Origin of the sequence: Sorangium sp. So ce693 (assembly GCF_051521375.1) — a bacterium.
Classification (GTDB): Bacteria; Myxococcota_A; Polyangia; order Polyangiales; family Polyangiaceae; genus Sorangium; species Sorangium atrum.
The window spans coordinates 12,534,443-12,555,414 of the sequence record NZ_CP150347.1 but is presented as its reverse complement, the minus strand read 5'-3'; the positions used below and the strand labels follow the sequence as shown (position 1 = coordinate 12,555,414).

General features: G+C 72.3%; 20 protein-coding genes. 7 read left to right on the top strand and 13 right to left on the bottom strand.

What is annotated here, in order from left to right:
* The first annotated feature begins 127 nt into the window (after nucleotides 1–127).
* Nucleotides 128–541 (top strand): hypothetical protein, encoded by a 414-nt coding sequence (locus tag WMF14_RS46895; RefSeq protein WP_272096422.1) that lies wholly within the window; start codon nucleotides 128–130, stop codon nucleotides 539–541.
* A gap of 235 nt (nucleotides 542–776) precedes the next feature.
* Here the strand turns inward: WMF14_RS46895 and WMF14_RS46890 are convergent, their stop codons facing one another.
* From WMF14_RS46890 to WMF14_RS46875, 4 genes are all read right to left on the bottom strand, one after another.
* Nucleotides 777–1,088, bottom strand: a complete 312-nt coding sequence (locus WMF14_RS46890; protein ID WP_272096421.1) for a hypothetical protein — start codon at nucleotides 1,086–1,088, stop codon at nucleotides 777–779.
* A 10-nt stretch (nucleotides 1,089–1,098) separates the two neighbouring features.
* Nucleotides 1,099–1,308, bottom strand: coding sequence for a hypothetical protein (locus WMF14_RS46885; RefSeq protein WP_012241308.1), 210 nt, complete (start codon nucleotides 1,306–1,308; stop codon nucleotides 1,099–1,101).
* A gap of 322 nt (nucleotides 1,309–1,630) precedes the next feature.
* Nucleotides 1,631–2,344, bottom strand: coding sequence for an HAD family hydrolase (locus WMF14_RS46880; protein ID WP_437797252.1), 714 nt, complete (start codon nucleotides 2,342–2,344; stop codon nucleotides 1,631–1,633).
* A 2-nt stretch (nucleotides 2,345–2,346) separates the two neighbouring features.
* Nucleotides 2,347–4,125, bottom strand: a complete 1,779-nt coding sequence (locus WMF14_RS46875; RefSeq protein WP_437797250.1) for an AMP-dependent synthetase/ligase — start codon at nucleotides 4,123–4,125, stop codon at nucleotides 2,347–2,349.
* 353 nt (nucleotides 4,126–4,478) lie between these two features.
* On the opposite strand from WMF14_RS46875, the gene WMF14_RS46870 reads away from it, so the two are divergent.
* Nucleotides 4,479–6,464 carry a serine/threonine protein kinase gene (locus WMF14_RS46870; RefSeq protein ID WP_437797248.1) on the top strand — a complete coding sequence of 662 codons (1,986 nt, stop codon included), beginning with the start codon at nucleotides 4,479–4,481 and terminating at the stop codon, nucleotides 6,462–6,464.
* A gap of 23 nt (nucleotides 6,465–6,487) precedes the next feature.
* On the opposite strand, the gene WMF14_RS46865 is transcribed toward WMF14_RS46870, so the two are convergent.
* From WMF14_RS46865 to WMF14_RS46850, 4 genes are all read right to left on the bottom strand, one after another.
* Nucleotides 6,488–7,183 (bottom strand): hypothetical protein, encoded by a 696-nt coding sequence (locus WMF14_RS46865; protein WP_272096417.1) that lies wholly within the window; start codon nucleotides 7,181–7,183, stop codon nucleotides 6,488–6,490.
* Between the two features lie 117 nt (nucleotides 7,184–7,300).
* On the bottom strand, nucleotides 7,301–7,660 hold the full coding sequence (locus tag WMF14_RS46860) for a YXWGXW repeat-containing protein (RefSeq protein ID WP_272096415.1): 360 nt from the start codon (nucleotides 7,658–7,660) through the stop codon (nucleotides 7,301–7,303).
* The gene (locus WMF14_RS46855; protein ID WP_437804419.1) at nucleotides 7,657–8,619 is read right to left on the bottom strand and encodes a prepilin peptidase; all 963 of its coding nucleotides are present in this window, start codon (nucleotides 8,617–8,619) and stop codon (nucleotides 7,657–7,659) included. The genes WMF14_RS46860 and WMF14_RS46855 overlap by 4 nt, the downstream gene beginning before the upstream one ends.
* A 10-nt stretch (nucleotides 8,620–8,629) precedes the next feature.
* Nucleotides 8,630–8,917 (bottom strand): hypothetical protein, encoded by a 288-nt coding sequence (locus WMF14_RS46850; RefSeq protein ID WP_437797246.1) that lies wholly within the window; start codon nucleotides 8,915–8,917, stop codon nucleotides 8,630–8,632.
* A 62-nt stretch (nucleotides 8,918–8,979) separates the two neighbouring features.
* On the opposite strand from WMF14_RS46850, the gene WMF14_RS46845 reads away from it, so the two are divergent.
* Nucleotides 8,980–10,266: a formylglycine-generating enzyme family protein gene (locus tag WMF14_RS46845; protein WP_437797244.1), complete on the top strand. Its 1,287-nt coding sequence runs from the start codon at nucleotides 8,980–8,982 to the stop codon at nucleotides 10,264–10,266.
* A 42-nt stretch (nucleotides 10,267–10,308) separates the two neighbouring features.
* On the opposite strand, the gene WMF14_RS46840 is transcribed toward WMF14_RS46845, so the two are convergent.
* The 5 genes from WMF14_RS46840 to WMF14_RS46820 all read right to left on the bottom strand — a co-directional run bounded on the left by WMF14_RS46840 (nucleotide 10,309) and on the right by WMF14_RS46820 (nucleotide 15,519).
* Nucleotides 10,309–10,749: a YbjN domain-containing protein gene (locus WMF14_RS46840; RefSeq protein ID WP_437797242.1), complete on the bottom strand. Its 441-nt coding sequence runs from the start codon at nucleotides 10,747–10,749 to the stop codon at nucleotides 10,309–10,311.
* A 91-nt stretch (nucleotides 10,750–10,840) separates the two neighbouring features.
* Nucleotides 10,841–12,067, bottom strand: coding sequence for a hypothetical protein (locus tag WMF14_RS46835; RefSeq protein ID WP_437797240.1), 1,227 nt, complete (start codon nucleotides 12,065–12,067; stop codon nucleotides 10,841–10,843).
* The gene (locus WMF14_RS46830) at nucleotides 12,064–13,128 is read right to left on the bottom strand and encodes an alpha/beta fold hydrolase (RefSeq protein ID WP_437797238.1); all 1,065 of its coding nucleotides are present in this window, start codon (nucleotides 13,126–13,128) and stop codon (nucleotides 12,064–12,066) included. Before WMF14_RS46830 ends, WMF14_RS46835 begins: the two co-directional genes overlap by 4 nt.
* A gap of 43 nt (nucleotides 13,129–13,171) precedes the next feature.
* Nucleotides 13,172–13,402, bottom strand: a complete 231-nt coding sequence (locus tag WMF14_RS46825; protein ID WP_012241296.1) for a TIGR04563 family protein — start codon at nucleotides 13,400–13,402, stop codon at nucleotides 13,172–13,174.
* Nucleotides 13,403–13,536: 134 nt separating this feature from the next.
* Nucleotides 13,537–15,519, bottom strand: coding sequence for an aconitase family protein (locus WMF14_RS46820; protein ID WP_437797236.1), 1,983 nt, complete (start codon nucleotides 15,517–15,519; stop codon nucleotides 13,537–13,539).
* A gap of 229 nt (nucleotides 15,520–15,748) precedes the next feature.
* On the opposite strand from WMF14_RS46820, the gene WMF14_RS46815 reads away from it, so the two are divergent.
* The 4 genes from WMF14_RS46815 (at nucleotide 15,749) to WMF14_RS46800 (ending at nucleotide 20,929) form a co-directional block, all read left to right on the top strand.
* Nucleotides 15,749–17,098, top strand: coding sequence for a protoporphyrinogen/coproporphyrinogen oxidase (locus WMF14_RS46815; protein ID WP_272096409.1), 1,350 nt, complete (start codon nucleotides 15,749–15,751; stop codon nucleotides 17,096–17,098).
* On the top strand, nucleotides 17,095–17,838 hold the full coding sequence (locus WMF14_RS46810) for a glycosyltransferase (RefSeq protein ID WP_437797234.1): 744 nt from the start codon (nucleotides 17,095–17,097) through the stop codon (nucleotides 17,836–17,838). Before WMF14_RS46815 ends, WMF14_RS46810 begins: the two co-directional genes overlap by 4 nt.
* A gap of 83 nt (nucleotides 17,839–17,921) precedes the next feature.
* On the top strand, nucleotides 17,922–19,703 hold the full coding sequence (locus tag WMF14_RS46805) for a glycerol-3-phosphate dehydrogenase/oxidase (protein WP_437797233.1): 1,782 nt from the start codon (nucleotides 17,922–17,924) through the stop codon (nucleotides 19,701–19,703).
* Entirely contained in the window at nucleotides 19,682–20,929 is a 1,248-nt protein-coding gene (locus WMF14_RS46800) for an FAD-binding protein (protein ID WP_437797231.1), read from the top strand. The genes WMF14_RS46805 and WMF14_RS46800 overlap by 22 nt, the downstream gene beginning before the upstream one ends.
* The last annotated feature ends 43 nt before the right edge of the window (nucleotides 20,930–20,972 follow it).

Here is a 20,972-nt window from a genome sequence, read left to right as displayed (position 1 = left end):
GCGGCACAGGGGCACTCGTCGAATGATGTATTACCGGACGCTCACTGCATTCTTCCCAGGTCGCACGGAAGCCGCGAGCGCACTTGGCCGCCTCCTCGCCCTGGGCGTCGCGGCCGAAGACATCAGCATGGTGCCAAGGCAGCACTCCCGTCTGGACGAGATCGAGCTCACGATCCACAGCAAGGCGTCCGAAGGAGCCGCCCTGGGCGCTGTGATTGGAGGGCTCGTCGGGGGTACGCTCGCCGCGATCACGGCTGGAGGCGCGCTGATCATTCCGCGGCTCGACGCGTTCCTGGCGGGGCCCATCGTCGCGTGCCTCGCAGGCGCGGGCGCCGCTGGCGCGGCCGGCACCCTGCTCGGCGCCGTCCTCGGTGCGCGCCTGCCCGAGTACGAGGCGCGCCGCCTCGACGACGGCAGCGGCGCCGGCGGCGGCGCGTTGCTCTCCGTGCGGTGCTTGCCCGACGTTTCCCGCTGCGTCGAAGAGGTGCTGAGCGAGAGCGGCGGTCGCCGCATCCGCAAGACCTACAGCCGCAGGACCTGAAGGACGCGCGCCCGGCGTGGCGTGGCCGGCGACCTCGCGAACTCGCAACAGGCGAGCCGCGCCCCATGGAGAGCGCGCGCGCCACGTGCGAGCGCGGCCGGGACGCGCCCGTGATGGAACCGCCAAGCCGCCGAGGACACCAAGAGAACCTCAAAAATCTTGGCGTGTTTGGCGTCCTTGGCGGTTCAAACGACCCACCTTCAGCCAGAGTCCCGCGCTGCAGGTGGCTGCTGGATCAGGGCGACGAGCCGAGATGGCTCTGGGATCGCGTCTGCTCATCGAAGACGAGCTCGACCGCCTGAGCCAAGGCGCTCTTGGCGTAGCTGCGCGTCGCGAGCGACCCGAGCCTGCTGAGCATGCGCGGCGTCAGGCCCCCGCCGAGCAGGAACCCCAGCCCAGCCGCCGCCGCGAGCGCCACGTGCGGGTTGTCGCGCGCGAACGCCGAGACCGCCCGCGTGACCTCCGCCGCGTCGAGTCGGCTGAGCGCGTCGTTCACCACCTCCCGAGCGTCGCGCTCCCGTTCGGCCTCGACATCGCGTGCTGTCATGATGACCTCCTCAACTCAGCCGTGTAACGACCCGTCCGATCAGGTAGCCCACGGCCGCCACCGCGAGGAGCGTGGCCACAGGGCGCTCTTGCACGAGCGAGACGAGCCGCTCGTCCGCGCGGCGGACCTCGCCGAAGAGGCGAGGGACGGCGGCGGGAACGTTCGCGCGCCGCTCCCGGCGTCCGGACTCTTGTTCGATGTCTGCATCGTTGGCGATCATCGTGAACCGGTCTCCAGCAATGCCCGAACCACCGCGCAACGTGCATCGGCTGCACGATCCGGAGACCGACCCAGCGGCGCGGGGCAGCAGGGCGAGGAGAGCCAGGAGAGAAGCGCGCTCGACGAGCGCGGGGCGGAGCGCCTTCCGGGACGTTCGTGCTCACGGACGGAAGGGTGAGTGGGCGACGCGCGTGTGAACCTCGCGACCTCGCGACCTCGCGCGCCAGGGCCGCGCTTGCGGGCCGCGCTCGCCAGGGTGACGGCCGGTGGAGATCGCGCTGGCCGCACGACGGCGCGCGGCGCGGCGCGGCGCAGCGCACACGCTAGAAGCGGACGCCGAACGCCCGGAGCGCGCCGCGCAGCGCCTCCGCGCCGTCGCACACCGCCACGCGCTCGGCCTGGGACACCTCCGCAGCCCTCGCCGGCTCCCCCTTGAACCAGACGGCCCGCATCCCTGCCGCGAGAGCGCCGCCGACGTCGGCGGCGAAGGAATCGCCGACGTGGACCACCGCAGCGAGCGGCACGCCGAGGCGCTCGGCCGTCCACGCGAAGATCTCCCTGCCCGGCTTCTCGAACCCGAGCCGCCCCGAGTCCGCCACCGCCACGAAGTGCGACGACCAGCCGAGCTCTTCGATCAGCTCCTCGAGCCGGCCCTCCGAGTTCGACAGCACCGCGACCGGCACGCCGGCCCGCCGGAGCTCGATCACGACGTCGATCATCCCCGCGATCGGCCGGCGCCAGAGGTTCTTCCGGGGCTGCTCCGTCCAGAGCCAGTCGACCGCCGCGTCGAGCGCGCTGGCCTCGACGCCGCCCGCCTCGAGCAGGCGGCGCATCATGATCTTCCACGGGTGACCGCCGAGCCCGCGCTGGATCGCCTCGTTGTAGGCGCGCCAGCCCTCGTCCACCGCCCCGTCCAGCCGCTCCCGAGGCGCGCCGATGCCCCGCTCGGCGAGGCGGGCGGAGAGCAGCCCGGTGTCGAGCTCCACCAGGGTCTGGCCGAAGTCGAAAGAGACGGCTGTAGCAGGCTCGTTGCGCATGATTACTCGGCGTACATCGCCTCGATCTCGCGCGCAAAATTCTGGCTCACATTGCGCCGCTTGATCTTGAGCGTCGGCGTCAGCTCGCCGTCCTCGATGGTGAAGCCGCGCGGCAGGATCGAGAACTTCTTGATCGTCTCGACCTGCCCGAGCTCGCCGTTCACCTCGTCGACGGCCCGCTGCACGGCTTCCCTGATCTCGGGCGACGCGCGCGAGAGATCGGGGCCGAGCCCGCGCTCCGCCGAGAAGCGCTTCACCGCGTCGGGGGCCAGCACGAGCAGGGCCGTGAGGAACTTGCGCCCATCGCCGACGACCACCGCCTCGGCGATGAGGTCGTGGCGCTTGAGCGCCTCCTCGATGTTCTTGGGCGAGATGTTCTTCCCGCCGGCCGTGATGAGGATCTCCTTCTTCCGCCCGGTGATGTGGAGGAACCCCTCCTCGTCGAATCGGCCGAGATCCCCCGAGTGGAGCCAGCCGTCGACCAGGGCCTGCGCGGTCGCCTCTGGCTCCTTGTAGTAGCCGAGGAACACGGTCGGCCCCTTCACGAGGATCTCGCCGTCGTCCGCGATCTTCACGTCCATGCCTGGCACCGACGGCCCCACGGAGCCGAGCTTCGTCCTGCCCGGCACGTTGTAGCTCGTCGCGCCGGTCACCTCGGACTGGCCGTAGACCTCGGTGATCAGGATGTCGAGCGACGCGAAGAACTCGAGGACCTCCTTCGCGATGGGGGCCGCGCCGCTGCTGAACGCGTGCGTCCGGCCGAGCCCCACGGCCTCCTTCACCTTCGCGTAGACCAGCTTGTCGAAGGCGCGGTGCTGGAGCGCGAGCAGCGGCCCCGGCTGCTCGCCTCGGGCGCGGAGCTCGCTGTGCTGGAGCCCGACGCGCCTCGCCTGCTCGAGCGTGATCTTCTGCAACCCCTTCGCGCCGGAGAGCTTCGCGTCGATCCCGGCCCTCAGCTTCTCCCAGACGCGCGGGACCCCGAAGAAGGCGGTAGGCCGCACCTCCTTGAGGTTGTCGGCGAGCGCCGCCATCGACTCGGCGAAGTACACGGCCGCGCCGATCGAGGCCGGGATGTGGATCGTGAACATCTGCTCGGCGACGTGCGAAAGAGGCAGGTAGGACAGCCCGATGTCCCGGGACGAGAACGGGACGATGCGCGCCGCCATGTCCGCCGAGCGCGTGAGGTTCTCATGGCTCAGCATGACCCCCTTCGGCGGCCCCACCGTCCCGGAGGTATAGAGCAGCGTCGCGAGGCCCCTCGGCTCCAGCGCGTCGAGCCGCTGCTCGAGCAGCTCGTCCGGGACGCGGTCGCCCCGCGCGAGGAGCTCCTCCCAGGCCAGGATCCGCGGATCACCCGCGGGCTCCGCGCCCCGCATCAGCACCACCCACGAGAGCCGCGGCAGCCGATCCCACTGGCTCAGCACCTTCTCCAGCTGGGCCCTGTCCTCGACCAGCACCACCTGCGACCCCGCATGGTGCACGACGTGGCGCACCTCCTCGGGCGAGCACGTCGTGTAGATGCCCGCGGGAGCGCCCCCGATCGCCATGCAGGCCACGTGGAGCACCACCCACTCGGGCCGGTTGAAGCCGAGGAGGCCGACCGTGGCGCCGGGCTCGAGGCCGAGCGCGAGCAGCGCCTTGCTGGCGCGCCGCACCTCGCCCGCGTACTCCCGGAAGCTGGTCATCCTCCAGAAGCCCCCCTCCTTGACGTAGTGGGCAGGAGCCTCGGGGCGCACCTTCGCCTGGCCTAGCAGGCGCCGCGGAATCGAGTCACAGGGCATCGAGCTACCTCGTTCACGGGCAAGAATGCGCAATCACAGGCGAATTTTCCTGCACCCTCCCGAGGTCCGGGACCGCCTGGGGGAGTCGCCCCGCACAGTAGCAGCAGACGCCGCGGCGTTCTGAGCGTGAAACGTTCCCGCCGGGCGCTTCTGTCCGGCGGCGCTCCGAGCGCACGCTCGGCGGATCGCGCGCTGGTGCAGGCCGAGCGCGCGGCGGTCCTCGCTGCGGTTACGGGCGGGACGCCGGTTCGCCGTCATGGGCGAGCCGCTCGTCATCCGCCCGCTGCCGCGCAAACGCTGGCCTGCGCTGTCGTCAGCTTGACTGCACGTCTTCGGATCAGGACCATTCGGCGGTGGGCGAGCGCAAAGGGACGATCGAGGAGGCTGACTGGGCGGCGGACTCCGCCCGCAGCAACGAGCTCGCCGCCTCGGGCCCGCCGGAGCGCGTGCGGGCAGCGCTCGACGGCGGGACCCTGGTCTCCAGGCAGGGGCTCGTCCCCGCGCCCGAGCCCCCGCCCACCGTCCAGGTGCGGCGCCCGGACCGCGACGCGCCGACCACGGTCGGCCGGGATGCGCCGCCGGACGCGCCGCCGTCGCCCTCGGATCGGCACGCGCGGAGCTTCGGAAAATACAGGTTCATCGCGACGCTCGGTCACGGGGGCATGGCGGACGTGCACCTGGCGGTCGCGGTGGGGCCGGCGGGCTTCAGCAAGCTGCAGGTCATCAAGCGCCTCCGGCCCAACATCGCCGACGAGCCCGAGTTCCGGGACATGCTGCTCGACGAGGCCCGCCTCGCCGCTCGCCTGAACCACCGCAACGTGGTGCAGACCAACGAGGTCGGCCTCGCGGACGGCGAGTACTTCATCGCGATGGAGTACCTCGACGGGCAGCCGCTGAGCCGGGTGATCTCCCGCGCGCGAGAGCAAGCGCGGACGATCCCGTTCGCCGTCCAGTTCTGGATCCTCAGCGAGGTGCTGGCCGGCCTCCACTACGCCCACGAGCTCGTCGACTACGACGGGACGCCGCTCAACGTCGTTCACCGCGACATCAGCCCCCACAACATCTTCGTCACCTACGACGGGCAGGTGAAGATCGTCGATTTCGGGATCGCGCTCGCCGCGCACCGCCTCGTCGAGACGCAGACCGGCACGATGAAGGGCAAGGTCGCGTACATGGCGCCGGAGCAAGCGTTCTCGCACTCTTCCCAGATCGATCGGCGCGCGGATGTCTTCTCGGCCGGCGTCATCCTCTGGGAGATGCTCGCCGGCCGCCGCCTCTGGCGCGGGCTGTCGGATCCGCAGATCATCTCGCGCCTGATGCGGGACATCCCGGACCTGCGGTCCGCGCGCCCCGAGGTGCCCGTCGAGCTCGCGCGCATCTGCGCCAAGGCGCTCGCGCATTCACCCGGCGAGCGCTATTCGACGGCCGCAGCCTTCCGCGCGGAGCTCGATCGCTACGCGGAACGCCTGGAAGGGCAGGTGACGGCCGAGCAGCTCGGCGCGCTCATGCGCGAGCTGTTCGCCAGCGAGCGGTCCGAGATCCGGGCGATCATCGATCGCCAGCTCAAGCAGCTGCAGGAGCACGGCGCGGACGCGGGGAGCGCGGGGCTCGCCGGCCGCGCGCCGAGGCTGCCGTCGCTGCCAGGGCGCGATCCGCTCGACTCGGATCCTCCTGCGCAGGAGGAGGGGGCGACCACGGGCTCTTCGCCGTCGGCGCCCACACGTCCCCTCCACCGCTCGAGCGCTCCGCAGGCGACGCTCCACGCCGTCGTGCGGACCGAGCCGGCCACGGCGGTTCAGCCCGCGCCGGCGCCGCGGCGCTCCCGGTTGCCGCTCGTCGCGTTCGCAGCGGTCATCGCGCTGGTCGGCGCCGCGACGCTGTACCTGAAGCTGCGCGATCCCGTCCAGCAGAGCCTCCACGCGACCGCGCCGCCGGTCCAGAGCGCGCCGCCCGCGCCGGAGCCCTCCCCGCCCCGCGCCGAGCCGCCGTCCGCCGCGAGCAGCGCTCCACGCGAGGAGACCGACGCGTCGCTCCTCCGCGCCTCGATCAAGGCGAGCCCTGCCAGCGCGAAGATCTTCGTCGACGGGGTGGAGCTCCCCTCGAACCCGTTCGACGGCAAGCTCATCAAGGACGGCGCGGCGCACCGGATCGAGGTCTCCGCGCCGGGCCACGCCGCGCAGCGACGGATGCTCGTGTTCGATCGGGACATCGAGCTCGAGGTGACGCTCTCCCACGCGCAGAGAGGACCGGCCCCCGCGGCCACGGCGACCTCGAAGGTCGTCAAGCCCCCCGTCGAGGCAGATCCGACCGTCCCGCCGCCGAAGCCCGATCCCTACTGACGCGTCGGGCCCGCGGGCGAACGTTACAGGTCTCGGTAACCAATCGGCGGCTCAACGAGCTTCGCCGCCTTGGCGACGCCGCGGAACACGTAGTCGGAGTAGCTGTAAGGCCCGTCCGACCACACGAGGAAGTCGTCCGCGAGCACCCCGCTGGGCGCTCCCTCGCAGAGCTCCGGCGCCGCCATGACGGGACCTTCGTTGTAGATCGGGGCCGACGCGTTGACCGCCTCCTCGGCCTCTTCCATGGCCGCCAGCGCGCCGGCGTGCCGGTCGGCGTCGAGCTCGTCGACGGGGTACAGCTCCCAGTCGAGCAGCACGAGCTCCGGGTGCGGGGGCTCGTTCGGGGCCGACGCGAAGGGGGCGTGCGCGGCCTCGGGGAGGCCCGTCCGCGCGAGCGCCTCGAGCAGGCGGCTGCGGTAGCGCAGCGCCGCGTCATCCGGGGTCCAGAACGCCGTGATGGCGGCGATCACGTCCTCGGTCTTCGCCTCTCGCCATAGCGAAGGGTCGCGCGAGCCGAGCTCGAGCGCGCGCTCCTTCTGGAGGCGCGCCTGGAAGGCCGCCGCGTGCGGCGCGAACTCCGGCAGCTCGGCCAGGGCGTGATCGACGGACCAGTGGAGCCGATGATCGACCTCGCGCACGTACCGGTGCTTGCCGAGGGCGCGGAGGAGTCGGGCGATTTCGTCGGGTGTGCGCGCTGCGAACGACCAGGCAAGCATCATGGGGCAAGGCTCATCGATCCGTGCAGGGGACGGCACGCCGAGCTGGCTCGCCGATGCCGATCGGGCGGCAGGCACCTCGGCACGGGGTGAATTCCCATCGCTCGGCCGCGGTGTCGATCACTTCTTGCCGGGGAGGTGCCACACGCCGGCGAACCACACCAGGGATCCGTCTGAGCGGCGCACGGTGGTGGCAGGCGCGAAGTACGCGCCCGGCGGGACGGCCTCCCATCGTCCCTGCTGCCACGCCCATCGGCGGCTCCGCCACTGCCACTCGCCGTCGATCCACACATCGCCCGGCCGCTCGGACGGCGAGATGATCTCGACCCGCGCAGGCGGCGGAGGGTACGGCACGACCACCGTCGTCTCGCTCGGCAGGTGGGGGCCGGTCGGAGGCAGCGGGAGCGAGCTGCCGCAGCCCGCGAGCACCAGGAGCGACGCGAGCGGGATCCGGAGCGCGCGGCGCAGAGCGGCGTTCATCCTGCGTCGATCCAGGAGAGGTACGCGTCCAGGACGTCGCGGCCGACGAGCAGGCACTCCAGCGTCGCGAGCGCGAGGAACGGGCCGAACGCGATGCGGGCCTGGCCGAACCCTTCGCGAGGCTCCTCCGCGAGCGGATCTTGCGCCAGCTCTTCCTCGGCGGCGGCCCGCTCCTCGGGGGACATGGCCGCGAGCTCCGCGCGGATCTGCTCCCGCTCGAGGCGCACCGCCTCGGGCTCCTCGATGCTCCCGCGCAGGAGCAGCATGGCGATGGCCATGATCGAGCCCTGGACGGCGCCGGCGCCGAGCACGAACAGGGCGCCCCCCCAGCCGAACCACGCGCCCGCCAGCATGAGGAGCTTGGCGTCGCCGAGGCCCATGCCGACGCGGCCGCCGCGGATCCGCGGGTAGAGCACGACGAACGGCAGCCAGACGATGCCGAAGCCGACCGCCGCGCCGACGAGGGCGTCGACGAAGCCCATCGACCGCAGCGACGCGGTCGCGACGCCGAGCACCGCGCCGCCGAGGGTGATCGAGTCGGGGATGAACATGTGCTCGAGGTCGATGAACGTCGCCGCGAGCAGCCCGAGCGCGAGCGCCAGGTCGGCGGTGTACGTGGCGAGCGCGTGGAGGGCCGGCGTCGTCCCGGGGAGCCGGAGGATGATGACCTCGATGATCGCGAGCGAGAGCAAACCGCCCGCCGCCTCCACCAGGGGATACCGCGGCGACACGGGCGCACCGCAGCAGCGCGCGCGGCCGCGCAGCAGCAGGTAGCTGAGGACGGGGATGTTGTCGTAGGCGCGGATCGGCGCGCCGCACGCCGGGCAGCACGAGCCCGGACGGACGACGCTGAGCTCGCGCGGGACGCGGTGGATGACGACGTTGAGGAAGCTCCCCCACAGCAGGCCGAAGCAGAGCCCGAAGGCGCGCAGGAACCACGGAGGGAAATCGGCGAGCATCACCTGGGGCTCACGTCCTCGGGCTCGACGCGGCCAGCCGGAGCATCATCGTGAGCGCCTGCTCCAGCTCCGCGATCGTGGGTTGCACGGGGTTCTCGGCGAGCGCCGCCTTGAGGTCGACGAGGCGGCCGCCGAGCTCCTGGTAGTGACGGCGCACGCCCTCGGTCGGCGCCTCGGCGACCCACCGCCTCACGATCTCGCGCAGCTCGTCGAGATCGCTGCCAGCGAGGAGCTGCGCCATCTGCGAGGCCATCGGATCCGGTGCGCCGCTCACGCCCTGCCCCATCCAGGCCAGCATAGCGCGGGCACTTTGACGGGCGAGGGGTCCTGCGACATAAGGCGAGGCGCTTTCGAGGAACCGTGCCGACGAGGACGCCTGCCGTTGCCCTGATCCTGCTCGCCGCCGGCATCGCCGGAGGGGCCGGCTGCAGCCGCGCCGAGCAGCGAGAGCCCGGGGAGAATCGCGCGGACGGAGGCGCCCCGCAGGCGCCCGCGCCGCAAGGGAAGGTGCTCGAGGCGGCCGAGAACGAGTCGCCCGCTGCGAGCGCGACACCGCGGGCCGGCGCCGCGGCGGCCGGGCCCGCGCGGATCGAGATCCCCGCCGGAAAGCTCGTCGCGGGCAGCACGCCCGGCGACAAGGGGCGCGATCCGACGCTCGAGCCGGCGTTGCTCGACGTCGAGCTGGGCGGCTTCACCGTCGATCGCACCCCGTACCCGAACGATCCTGCGCAGGCTCCGCTCACCGGGGTGACGCGGGCGCGCGCCTCGGAGCTCTGCCAGCAGGCCGGCGGGAGGCTGTGCACCGAGCTCGAGTGGGAGCGCGCGTGCAAGGGCCCCGAGGGGACGCCCTACGCGGGCGGCGCGGCGTGGGACCCGGCGTGCGCCAAGGCGCCCGGGTCGTGCGCATCCGGGTTCGGCGTCGTCGGCATGGGCGCCGCGCTGCGCGAGTGGACCGCGAGCGACATCGCGCCGATCGAGAACCTCCAGCCCAAAGCCGCCGCCGTGCGCGGGGCCACGGCGAGCGCGAGCGCCGTGGATCACCGGTGCGCGCGCCGCGCGGCGGTCGATCCGGCGGTGTCGGGCGACGACATCGGCTTCCGGTGCTGCCACGGCGCGCCGAACGCGGCGTCGATCCCGTCGCCGCAGTGGCAGCAGACGTTCCGGCGCGCGGAGATCGGGCCGCAGCAGGTCGCAGAGCTGCTCGCGTCGGTGCCGCAGCTGCGCGACCTCGGCGGGAAGATCTCCTTCTTCAAGGAGCCCGACGACGCGAACGCCGTGCTCAGCCGAGGCCGGACGCGGCTCTCGCCGAGCGGCGCTCCGGCGAGCCAGCCCGAGGCGGGCCTGCCCCCGAACACAACGCTCACGACGTCTCCGCTGCTCTGGAACCCGGTCCCGGGCGAGGAGGTGCTCGTCGTGACGGGAAAGGCCGACGACGACGCGTTCATCGTCGCGTTCCTGAAGCTCCCGGGAGACCGCTACCGCATCGCGTCGTCGCTGCTGCTCAAGGACGACCCGGGGCCGCTCGCGCTCGGGTTCAACGGCTACGTGCGGCGACGGCTCACGTGGGCGACCTGCTGGGACTGCCGCGGCGAGTCGGGCAACATCACCTACCGGGACGACAACCGCGTGGTGATCACGCAGAAGTGACCCCGCGGCGGCGCGGACCGGACACCGACACGCCCCGGCGCCTCAGGTGTCGGCGCCGAGCAGCGTGTGCCGGTAGGTCGTACCGTATTCGATGATCCGCTCGACCGCGTCGACGAACTCCGAGCGATCGAGCGACTCGGTGGGCAGCTCGGCGCACAGCAGGATCTCGTTCCGATCATCGAGGGCGAACTTGGCGACGCGCATGTCGCGGTTGGCCTCGAGCAGGTGACGGAGCAACCCGAGCACCTGGCCGGTGTCCTCGGCCAGGGTGGGCACCACAGCGCCGTCGTGCTGCGTGTCGAGCAGATCGAGCACGCCGAACATCGAGAGCACGACCCAGTTCTCGGTGCACTGGACGTAGAACGGAGGGAGCTCGAGGACCCCTTCCTCGTGCGGACGGATGCGCAGGGTCGACGGCTTCGTCAGCTCGGCGCTGTAGCCGATCTCCTCCGTCCAGCGCTGCAGGGTCGCGACGTCGATCACGGGGTGATGTAATCGCCCTGCCGCCGCCGGAGATCAAGATGCGGCGCGCGGGAAGCCCTCTCGCAGGGACGAGCGCTGGAGGCGGGGAGCGCTAGAGGCTGAGCACGGCGTCCTCTCCCCGGTCGGCGAGCTTCGCCGCGATCAGGCTGAGCAGCGCTTGCCTCCGCTCCTCGAGCTCGACGAGCGCGCGCGGCGGCACCAGCTCCTCCTCGATGCCGCCGGGGCGCAGCGCCGCGGCGGCCTCCTCGGGGCCGAAGCGCGCGAGCGCATCGCGAAGGGCCCGGGGGAACCGCACCGCCTCCACGAGGCGCTCGAGCTGCCGGTCTAGCTCGTGCGCCTTCACGTGCAGCGGGAAGGCGCTCGCGTTGGCCTCCAGGCTGAGCGCTCCCGCGTGCACGTCGATGACGATCTCCTTTCGAAGCCCGTTGCCCGCCAGGTAATCGAGCACCAGCACCTCCAGGTAGTCGCGGAGGATGGCCGCGCGCTCGCCGCGCACGGGCGACGGCGACCGAGCCCAGCGCGCCCACACATCGAGCTCGGGCGCGTCGTCGAAGCGCACGGACCGCCGGCGAGACGAGACCCAGCGCGGGCCGGGCGGACCGGGAGCGGGCGCGAGGACCAGCGCGTCGACCGTCCCGTCGTTCATGACGGCGAAGCGACGCAGCAGCTTGCGAGCGTTCGGCTCCCGGCCGAGGAGGGCCGCGAGCTCACCGATGCCGATGCGCCGCGCCGCTGCCGCGGGCACGACATGCGCGCCGAGCGCCTTCGCCATGCGGTAGAACGCGAGCGGGCGCCGGAACGCGAGCGGGGCCTTCTTCTGCGCCGGCGCGAGCTTCACCTTCACCTCGCGCGGGGCCGCTCCCTCCACGGGTGCGCTTAGCGCGAGCGTCGCCTCGAACCGGCCGTCCGCCACCTTGCCCGTGAGCCGCAGCGCGCGCAGGGGCGAACGCTGGAGGGCGCGCGCGACGCGCACGTCCCCCGCGGCCCAGGCGCTCGACGCGGGAGGCGAGCGCGGCTCGACCGGCGCGCGCGGCTCGACCGGTGGCCGCGGCTCGACCGGCGGCCGCGGCTCGACCGGCGGCCGCGGCTCGGCTGGCTGGCGTGTCGGAGGCGCGCCGATCGCGGGCGCGCTCTCCTCGTCGACGAGCGGAGCGATCGCGCCGACGGACCCGTCGCTTCGCTCGGACGATGGTCGCGCGCACGAGACCGCGAGCAGCGCCGCCGCGACGAGCATGCGCTGCGCCCCCACGCCGCCGAGGCGACGCAGAAGTCCGCGCGCCGATCCGGGGGCGCGCAGGTCGCGCGCGCACCGGCTCATCCGTCCTTCGAGAGCCCGCGCGGAGGGTCCGGCGAGGACCCCCCCTCGGCGAGGCGCTGCGACGACGCCTCCTCGGCCAGCGACCGCGAGCGCCCGTCTTCGGTCGGAGCCTGAAAGCCTGACGCCCGCGCGCTCGCCCCGAGCGATGCGCCGCCGATGACGCGCTCGAGGAGGAACTGCTCCACGCGCTCGATGACCATCTTCTTGCGCTCCAGCGGGACGACGTGCGTTCCGCCGCTCACCATCATCAGCTCTCCGCGCGGCAGCGCCGCCGCCATCTCCTCTGCGAGCCGAGGCGGGGTGAACGTGTCGCGATCGCCCGCGATCACGAGCGCGGGCACGTCGATCTGCGGGAGCAGATCGAGCGTCGAGTGCTCGCCGGCGCTGCGCAGCATGTGGAGGAACATCGAAAAATCGATGTCGACCATGTGCCGCATGTACGGCAGCAGATCCGCCGGGGTGACCGCGCTCGCGTCGACCTCCCGCGTGAGCAGCGCGATCCGCAGCGCCATCGGCGCCGGCACGCGGCTCCAGATCGCGCGAGCGATGTGCGGGTACGCGTCGACCTGCTCGATCAGGCGCGGCAAGAGCTGCGCGAGCACGTCCGTGCCCTTGAAGTGGTGCGTGATCCTGCCGGACGAGCCGCAGATCAGCACGAGCCCGCGCACCCCTTCGCGGTGGGTCCGCAGGTGCTCCAGGACGACCTGGCAACCCATCGAGTGCCCGAAGAGCACCACGGGGCCGTCGCCGATCGACGCGCGCACTGCAGCGAGATCGCTCGCGTGATCGCTCAGCTCGACCGCCTGCGGATCACCAGGCAAGCTGCTCCGACCATGGCCGCGATAGTTCCAGTGAGCGACGTTGACCGTACGGGCCAGGTCGTCCCACAGGTACTTCCAGATGAAGCCGTCGCACGCGATGCCGTCGCAGAGCACCGCGGTGAGGCGTCCCGAGCCCGCCCCGACCCCGCTGGCAAAGCTTCCGCTGCCGCCGGGACCTTCCCGGTAACGGACGTAGATCCGCGTACCGTCCTTCCCGGCGGCGAAAAGCTCTCGGCCCATCGATCCCCGAGCGACGCGGCTTTACGCGAGGCTCGCGGCGATGTTAGTCGCCGCTGTCCTCGTCGTCAGCCACGTCATTGACACTCGGAAGCTTTTTGATGTCTATCCGCGCCAGCTTCCACGCGCGCTGCACAACCCAAGAAAGCGAGCGATCGAGCCGCGCCGCTTCCTCCTTGATTTCCTGCAGCATCGACTCCGGAAAGTAGAGGCTCTGCTTCCGCTTGTCCGTCTTCGAGGCTTCGTTGTTTTTCGCCAGCGTGTCCTTGTCGGTCATACGCTCTAGGGGCTCCTCCCGATCCGCCACAGAAGAGCACCTTAGCGTACGGTGCACTTCCGTGGAAAGCATTCGTTTTTCCATGATGCCGATTGCGGCCACTATGTGTGTATTGCCGCGATAGGCGCTCTGCGTCATGATTCCGGGAATGCGATCTTCCCCGCAATCGCGCTCGCCGCGACGATGAGAGGACTGGCCAGGTAGACCTGGCCGGGTCCGCTTCGTCCCGGGAAGTTCCGGTTGATGGCCGAGACCGTGACCTGTTCCTTGCGGTCGGATACACCGGGGCCGGCCTTGATGCACGCGCCGCAGGAGGGGTCGACGAGCTCGGCGCCGGCTTTCTCGAAGATCTCGAGGTAGCCCTTGGCCTCGGCGTAGCGGCGGATGTCCTGCGAGCCGAACTGGATGTAGAGGTGCACGCCGTCAGCGACGCGCTTGCCCCGCTCGACCGCCTGGCGCAGCACGGACGCGTACATGTCCATGTCGGCCTTCTTGCCGCCCGTGCACGATCCTCCGTACGCGATGTCGATCTTCACCGGACCGCCGGCGATCTCGTCGAGCGACCGCAGCGGCACGCCGTTCCGCGGATCGCCCGGCGTCGCGACCATCGGCTCGACCGACGCGAGATCGACGTCGAACGTCGCCATGTACTCCGCGCCTGGATCGGCGCGCACGACGCGCGCGCGCACGTCCTCCGCGGCGAGCCCGCGCTGCGCTACGAGGTAGCGCACGATCTCCTCGTCGGCCTCGATGATCCCCGTGAAGCCGCCCGCCTCGACCGCCATGTTGGTGAGCGTCGCCCGCTCGTCGAGGCCCATCGCGCGGACGCCATCGCCGGCGAACTCGAGCACCTTGCCGATGCCCTGGCCCGTCTTCCAGAACGGCTGCGAGAGCAGGAACAGCATCACGTCCTTCGCCGTGACCCCCGGCCCGAGCCGCCCGGTCAGGTTGAAGCGCACCGACTGCGGCACCGCGACGCGGACGTCGCGCGTGAGCCACGCGTTCGCCATGTCCGTCGAGCCGACGCCGAACGCGAAGCACCCGAGCGCCCCCGCCATGCAGGTGTGCGAGTCGGTCCCGGCGACGATCTGCCCTGGCAGCGCGAGCTCCTCGATCACCTTGTTGTGGCAGATGGCCTCCGAGCCCACGGTCCTGCCGTCGCGCTCGACCTCGCCGTACAGCTTGATCCCGTGCCGCTCGGTGAACGCCTGCTGCACTGTCGCGAGCGAGGCCGCCTGCTCCCGCAGGCCGAGCCTGAGGTGAGCCTCCGGCATCACGCGTTCGAGGAACGTCAGGTGATCCCGGAAGGCGAAGACGCTCTCCGGCTCGGTCACGACCGCGTCCGGCCCGACGCCCGCCCGGAAGAGCGACTCGGCCATCGGCGTGACGTACTCGTGCGAGAAGCGCACGTCGATGCGGGCGAAGAGCGCGTCTCCAGGCTTCACCGCGGGGACGCCGATCTTCCCTGCCCGGGCGTCCACGATCGCGTGCGCCGCGATGATCTTCTCGCACAGCGTCATCGGCCGCGGCGGCGTGGCCAGGGTGGGCGGCGAGACCTCGCCGGCCATCCGGGCCTTGTTGTAGGTGAAGAGGCCACCGTACTCGACGACGTCGGCGCTGATCGGGTCGAGCCCGCGGGTGAACTCGCCGATCGGGATCTCGTCGCCCCGCGCGATCCGGTCGAGGAGCGAGAAATCGGTCGTCGTGAGCAGCCCGATGTTCTGGCAGTTCTGGCCGTAGATCTTCTCGATGCTGCGCGCGACAACGATCTGGATCCCCGCCTCACGCTCCGAGTACGGCGCCGTCTCGCGCGAGCTGCCGCACCCCTTCGAGCGCCCGCTGACGATGACGCCGAAGCCGCCGTTCTTGATGGCGTCGCGCTCGATGTGCCCGCCGCGCAGCCCGACCAGGCAGTAACGGGCGAGCGTCTCGTCGTAGTAGTAACAGACCCAGCCCGGCGTGAGCTCGTCGGTCGAGATGTTGTCGATCAGCGCGTGCTGCTCGGGATCGAAGCGAAGCTCGCCGCCCGCCAGCTGCTGTTTCAGGAGCGCCGGGTCCTCGGTCAGGTAGAGGGTCCTCCCGGTGACTTGAACGGACTTCCGGCGGGGGATCGGCATCTGCACCTCGGACGCCCTGGGACGCGCGGCGCGCGCTGGGACCTCTCCACACCTAGTCGCTCTGGGCGGAGGCGCCAACGGCGGTCTTTGCGCGGCATGCGTGGAGCTCCGCGCGCCTTACGTCGAAGGCGGGAAATCCAGCATGCGCCGAGGAGCGCCGGGACGGCAGCGTGCCTTGACGACGCACCGGGGAGATGGTGTCTTCGCGGCCGCGGCCGGGCCGCGAGCGATGACCCGACCCACGATCTCCAGCGTTCCCGTCGCGATCCTCGGCGCCGGCCTGACGGGCATGGCAGCGGCGTACCACCTGGGGCGGGCCGGCGTGCCGCACCGGGTGTTCGAGCGCCTGCCGCGCCCGGGCGGCCACGCGATCACGCTCGAGGACGCCGGCTTCCGCTTCGATCGGACAGGGCATCTCCTCCACCTGCGCGACCCCGCGACCCGTGAGCTCGCGCTGGGGTGGCTGGGCCCCGACCCGCTCGAGATCGAGCGGCGTTCGATGATCTGGTCGAACGGCACGTACACCCGCTATCCGTTCCAGGCGAACACCTTCGGCCTGCCGCCCGCGGTGGCCTACGACTGCCTCCGCGGCTTCGTCGAGGCGCACTTCGCCAAGGACAGACCTCAGCCAAGGAACTTCGAGGAGTTCTGTCTGGCGCACTTCGGCGAGGGGATCAGCCGCCATTTCATGATCCCCTACAACAGCCGCCTCTGGGGGGTGCACCCGAGCGAGATCACCGCCGACTGGTGCTCCCGCTTCGTCCCGATACCCAAGCTGGAGGACGTGCTCGCCGGATCGGTCGGGCTGAACGACCGGGAGCTCGGCTACAACGCGAGGTTCCTCTACCCGCGGCTCGGCATCGGACAGCTGACGCACGGGCTCGCGCGGGCGCTCGCCGAGCAGCGGCCGCGGGACGCGGGAACGCCGGCGATCGAGCTCAGCCGCGCTCCCAGGTCGATCGACTGGCGCGCGCGCGAGCTCGTGTTCGACGACGAGGTCGTCCGGTACGACGTGCTCGTCTCGTCCGCGCCGCTGCCCGCGCTCGTCAGGCTCCTCTCGGACGCGCCTCGCGCCGTCGGCGAGGCGGCTTCCCGGCTGCGCTGCACGCACCTCTACTACCTCGATGTGGCGCTCGACACACCGTGCGGGCAGCCGCTGCACTGGGTGTACGTCCCGGAGGCGAAGTACCCGTTCTACCGCGTGGGCTGCTACTCCCACTTCTCCGCCGCCATGGCCCCGCCGGGCAAGGCCGGCCTCTACGTCGAGCTCGCCGATCGCGCCGAGCCCGATCTCGCGGCGCTGCTCCCCCGCGTCGCCGAAGGCCTCGTCGAGATGGGCCTCATCCCCGCCCCGAGCGCCATCCGCTTCGCCCGCCTGCGCCGCATCGACCACGCGTACGTCGTGTTCGATCACAGCTACTTCGGCTCGCTGGAGGCGGTGCGGCCGTTCCTCGAGGGCCAGCGCATCCTCTCGTGCGGGCGCTACGGGGGCTGGAACTACTCCTCGATGGAGGACGCGCTCCACTTCGGGCGCGACGCGGCGCACCGCGCGCAGGCGCTCCTCGGAGGCGCGCCGTGAGCACAGCCGAGCCTGACCGCGTGGATGCGGGCGGATCGCCGGAGATCTCCATCGTCATCCCCGTTTACAACGAGGAGGCGATCCTCCACGCCGCCGTCGTTGATTTGCGCGAGCGGCTCTCGCCGCTCGGCTGGCGCTGGGAGCTCGTGCTCGCCGAGAACGGCTCGTACGACGGGACCCTCGGCATCGCCGGCGAGCTCGAGCGCAAGTACCCGGAGGTGAGGCACTTCTCGATCGGCGAGCCGAACTACGGGGCCGCGCTCCGCGCGGGCATCGAGCGGGCGCGCGGGCGCTTCGTGCTCTGCGACGAGATCGACCTCTGCGACGTCGATTTCCACCGCCGCGCCATCGCGATGCTGCGGGCAGGCGGCGTCGACATGGTGATCGGGTCCAAGCTCATCCAGGGGGCGCGCGACGATCGCCCGTGGGCGCGGCACGCGGCGAGCCAGATGTACAACGGGCTCCTCCGCGCCACGCTCGGCTTCCGTGGGACGGACACGCACGGGCTCAAGGCGTTCCTGCGCGAGCCGCTCCTCGCAGTCGCGCGCGACTGCGTCGTGGACAAGGACGTCTTCGCCAGCGAGCTCGTCATCCGCGCCTACCGCGCTGGCCTGCGGATCGAGGAGATCCCGGTCCGCGTGCTGGAGAAGCGGCGCCCCTCGATCAACCTGACCCGCCGCGTCCCGAACGTGCTGCGCAGCCTCGCGAAGCTGACCTGGGCCATCCGGGTCCGCGGCTGACGGCCGGCTCCTCCAGCATTCGCAGCGCCGCGCGCGAGGCCGGGCCCGCTCGTGGAAAAATTCTGGCATGCTATACGCCGCAGGTGACGATCCTCCTTTCGAGCGCCGCAAGACCGGCTCGCCGAGCGGACACCGACGTGGACGTCGTGGTCATCGGCGGCGGCGTGAACGGCGTGGGGGTCGCGCGTGACGCTTCGCAGCGGGGCCTGAGGGTCGCCCTGTTCGAGCGCAACGATCTCGCGTTCGGCGCGAGCGGCAACTCGAGCGGCATGATCCACGGCGGGCTCAGGTACCTGACCAGCGATCCGCAGGTGACCGAGAAATCGTGCCGCGACTCGGGCCACATCCAGGCGATCGCGCCGCACCTGCTCTTCCGGATCCCCTTCCTCGTCCCGTTCGAGAACGCGCGGCACGGGCGCCTCCTCTACCCGCTCGCGGACGCCTTCTTCGAGGCGTACGACAACTACCAGCCGCTCAAGCGCGGCAAGCCGCACGCGCGCCTGTCGCCCGACGAGCTCCGCCGGCTCGAGCCGGGGCTGCACGGCGACCTGGTGGGCGGCTTCAGCTTCGACGAGTGGGGGATCGACGGCGCGCGGCTCTGCGTCGCCAACGCGGTCGACGCGATCGAGCGCGGGGCCAAGGTGTACGTGGGGCACACGGTCGAGCGGATCGAGCGCCGCGAGGACACCGGCGAGGTCGTCGCGGTCCGCTACCGGGACCGCACGACGGGCGAAGGCGGGCGGCTCCGCACGAGCACGGTCGTGAACGCGACGGGCGCGTGGTCGCCGATCACCGCGTCCCTCGCCGGCCTCCCCGCCGCGAGCTCGCGCGTGCGGCCCGGCAAGGGCGTGCACGTCGTGTTCGACCGGCGCCTCACCAATTATGCGATCATGGCGAGGACGATCGACGGCCGTCAGATCTTCCTCGAGCCGTGGGAGAACATGAGCGTCATCGGCACGACCGACGACGACTTCTACGGCGATCTCGATCAGGTCCGCGCGACGAGCGAGGAGGTCAGGTACCTGGTCCAGGGCATCGCCCGCGTGTTCCCGCAGATCCACGAGGCGCGCGCGATCGGCACGTTCGCGGGCGTGCGGCCCACGCTCTACGCGTTCGGGCCCACCGAGGACGCCCTCTCGCGCGAGCACCAGATCGTCGATCACGCGGCGCACGGCGCGCCGGGCATCTACTCGATGATCGGCGGCAAGCTGGCCAGCTTCCGGCTCTTCGCCGAGGAGATGACCGACGTCCTCTCGCGGCGCTTCGACCTCGGCGCCCGCTGCGTCACGCACACGACCGCGCTCCCGGGCGGCGATCGAACGGTGGACGCGCTCGCGCTCTCGCGGCGGATGGAGATCGACGCGGTGGCCGCCCGGCGCCTCGTGTACCGGCACGGCTCGCGCGCGCTCCGGATCGAGGAGCGCGTGCGAGAGCGGCCGCGCGAGGCCGCGACGGTGTGCCCCTGCGAGCCCGTGATCGAGGCCGAGGTGCGCTATGTCCTCCGGCACGAGCTCGCCCGGAGCGTCGCCGACGTCGCGCGCCGGACGCGCCTCGGCCTGGGCGCGTGCGGGGGCATGCGCTGCGCGGCGCGGTGCGGGCAGATCGTGGCGCAGGAGCTCTCGCTCCCGCCGCGCGACGGGATGCGGCAGGCGGTGGCGTTCCTCTCGCGGCAGGCGGTGACCCGCGCCGTCGCGCTCGGCCCGGAGCAGGCGCGGCAGGAGGCCCTCGCGATCGCCAGCGTCCGGTCGGAGCTCGGCGCGCCCGCGGACGACGAGGCGACGGCGGCGTGCGAGGACGCCGATCGTCGCGCGCAGCGCGCCGCGCGGGAGCCGGAGGAGAGGGCGTGGCGCGATCGATCCTCGTGATCGGCGCCGGCGTCGCCGGGCTCGCCGCCGCGTGGAGCGCGCGGCGGCGCGGGGCCCGGGTCGCGGTGATCTCCGCGGGCGTCGGCGAGACGGCGCTCGCGGGCGGCGCGGTGGACGACGTGCCGTGGGAGCAGATCGAGCGGGCGTCACGGTTGCTCGGCGGCGACCTGCCCGCGAGCGATCTCGCGCCGGCGGTGAGGCAGTTCGCGGCGGAGCTCGGCCTGTGGGAGCTGCCGCAGGCGGCGGGCGTGCGCCTCGCGACCGTCGCGGGGCGGATCCGACCCGCCCGCGGCAGGGATCGCGCGCTGCTCGATCTCAGCCCGCTCCGCCGCACGCGCGTCCTCGTCCCGCGCGCGGCGCGCGCCGGGTGGGACGCGGACGCGCTCGCGGAGGCGCTCACGGACGAGCCGTTCGCCCGGGCGCGGGGGCTCCGCTTCCTGCCGGTCGACGCGCCGGTCCTTCGCTTCGATGACGAGCGGCACATCGCCGACGGCGATCTCGCGGCCCGGCACGACGACCCGGCGCGGCTCTCCTGGCTCCTCGATCGGCTCCGCCAGGCGCTCGCGGGCGTGGGCGGCGCGGGGGCGATCCTGCTCGGCCCGTGGCTCGGCGCGAGCGCTCCGCGGGCCGAGGCGCTCGCGGCCCGCCTCGGCGTCCCGGTGGGCGAGGCGCTGATGGGCGCCGGCTCGCCGGCGGGGCTCCGCTTCGAGGCGGCGCGCGACGCGCTGCTCGCCGCGATCGCGGCGCCTCAGCGCCACGGCCGCGTGCGCGCGGTGGGCAGCGGGCCCCCGGAGCCAGGGGCGCCGGACGAAGGCGTGACGATCCACGTCGAGGGGGACGACGCGCCGCTCGCGGCGGACGGGGTGGTCCTGGCGATCGGCGGCCTCGCCGGCGGCGGGATCGCGTACACGCCGCCCGAGAGCGGCGCCGGCGCCGATTTCCCGGCGCGCGGCGCCGCGCCGTTCGCGCTCTCGATCGCCGCGCCCGTCACGATGGGCGACGATCGCGGCGCGTTCGGCGTGGTGAGCTCCATGCAGGGCCCGGAGCTCGACGTCGTCGCGTGGCCCCGCGGCGAGCGCCTGGGCGCGCTGGAGGCGGTGGGGGTGCGGTGCGAGGGCGTCCGCGCCGCACCCGGGATCCTGGCGGCCGGGGCGACCATCGCAGGGAGGGCGCGCACCGTGCTCGACGCGGTGACGACCGGGCTCCGCGCCGGCGCCGAGGCCTGACGCGCGTCGCGCGGCGTCCGGCGCTGGTCGCTCGACGCGCGAT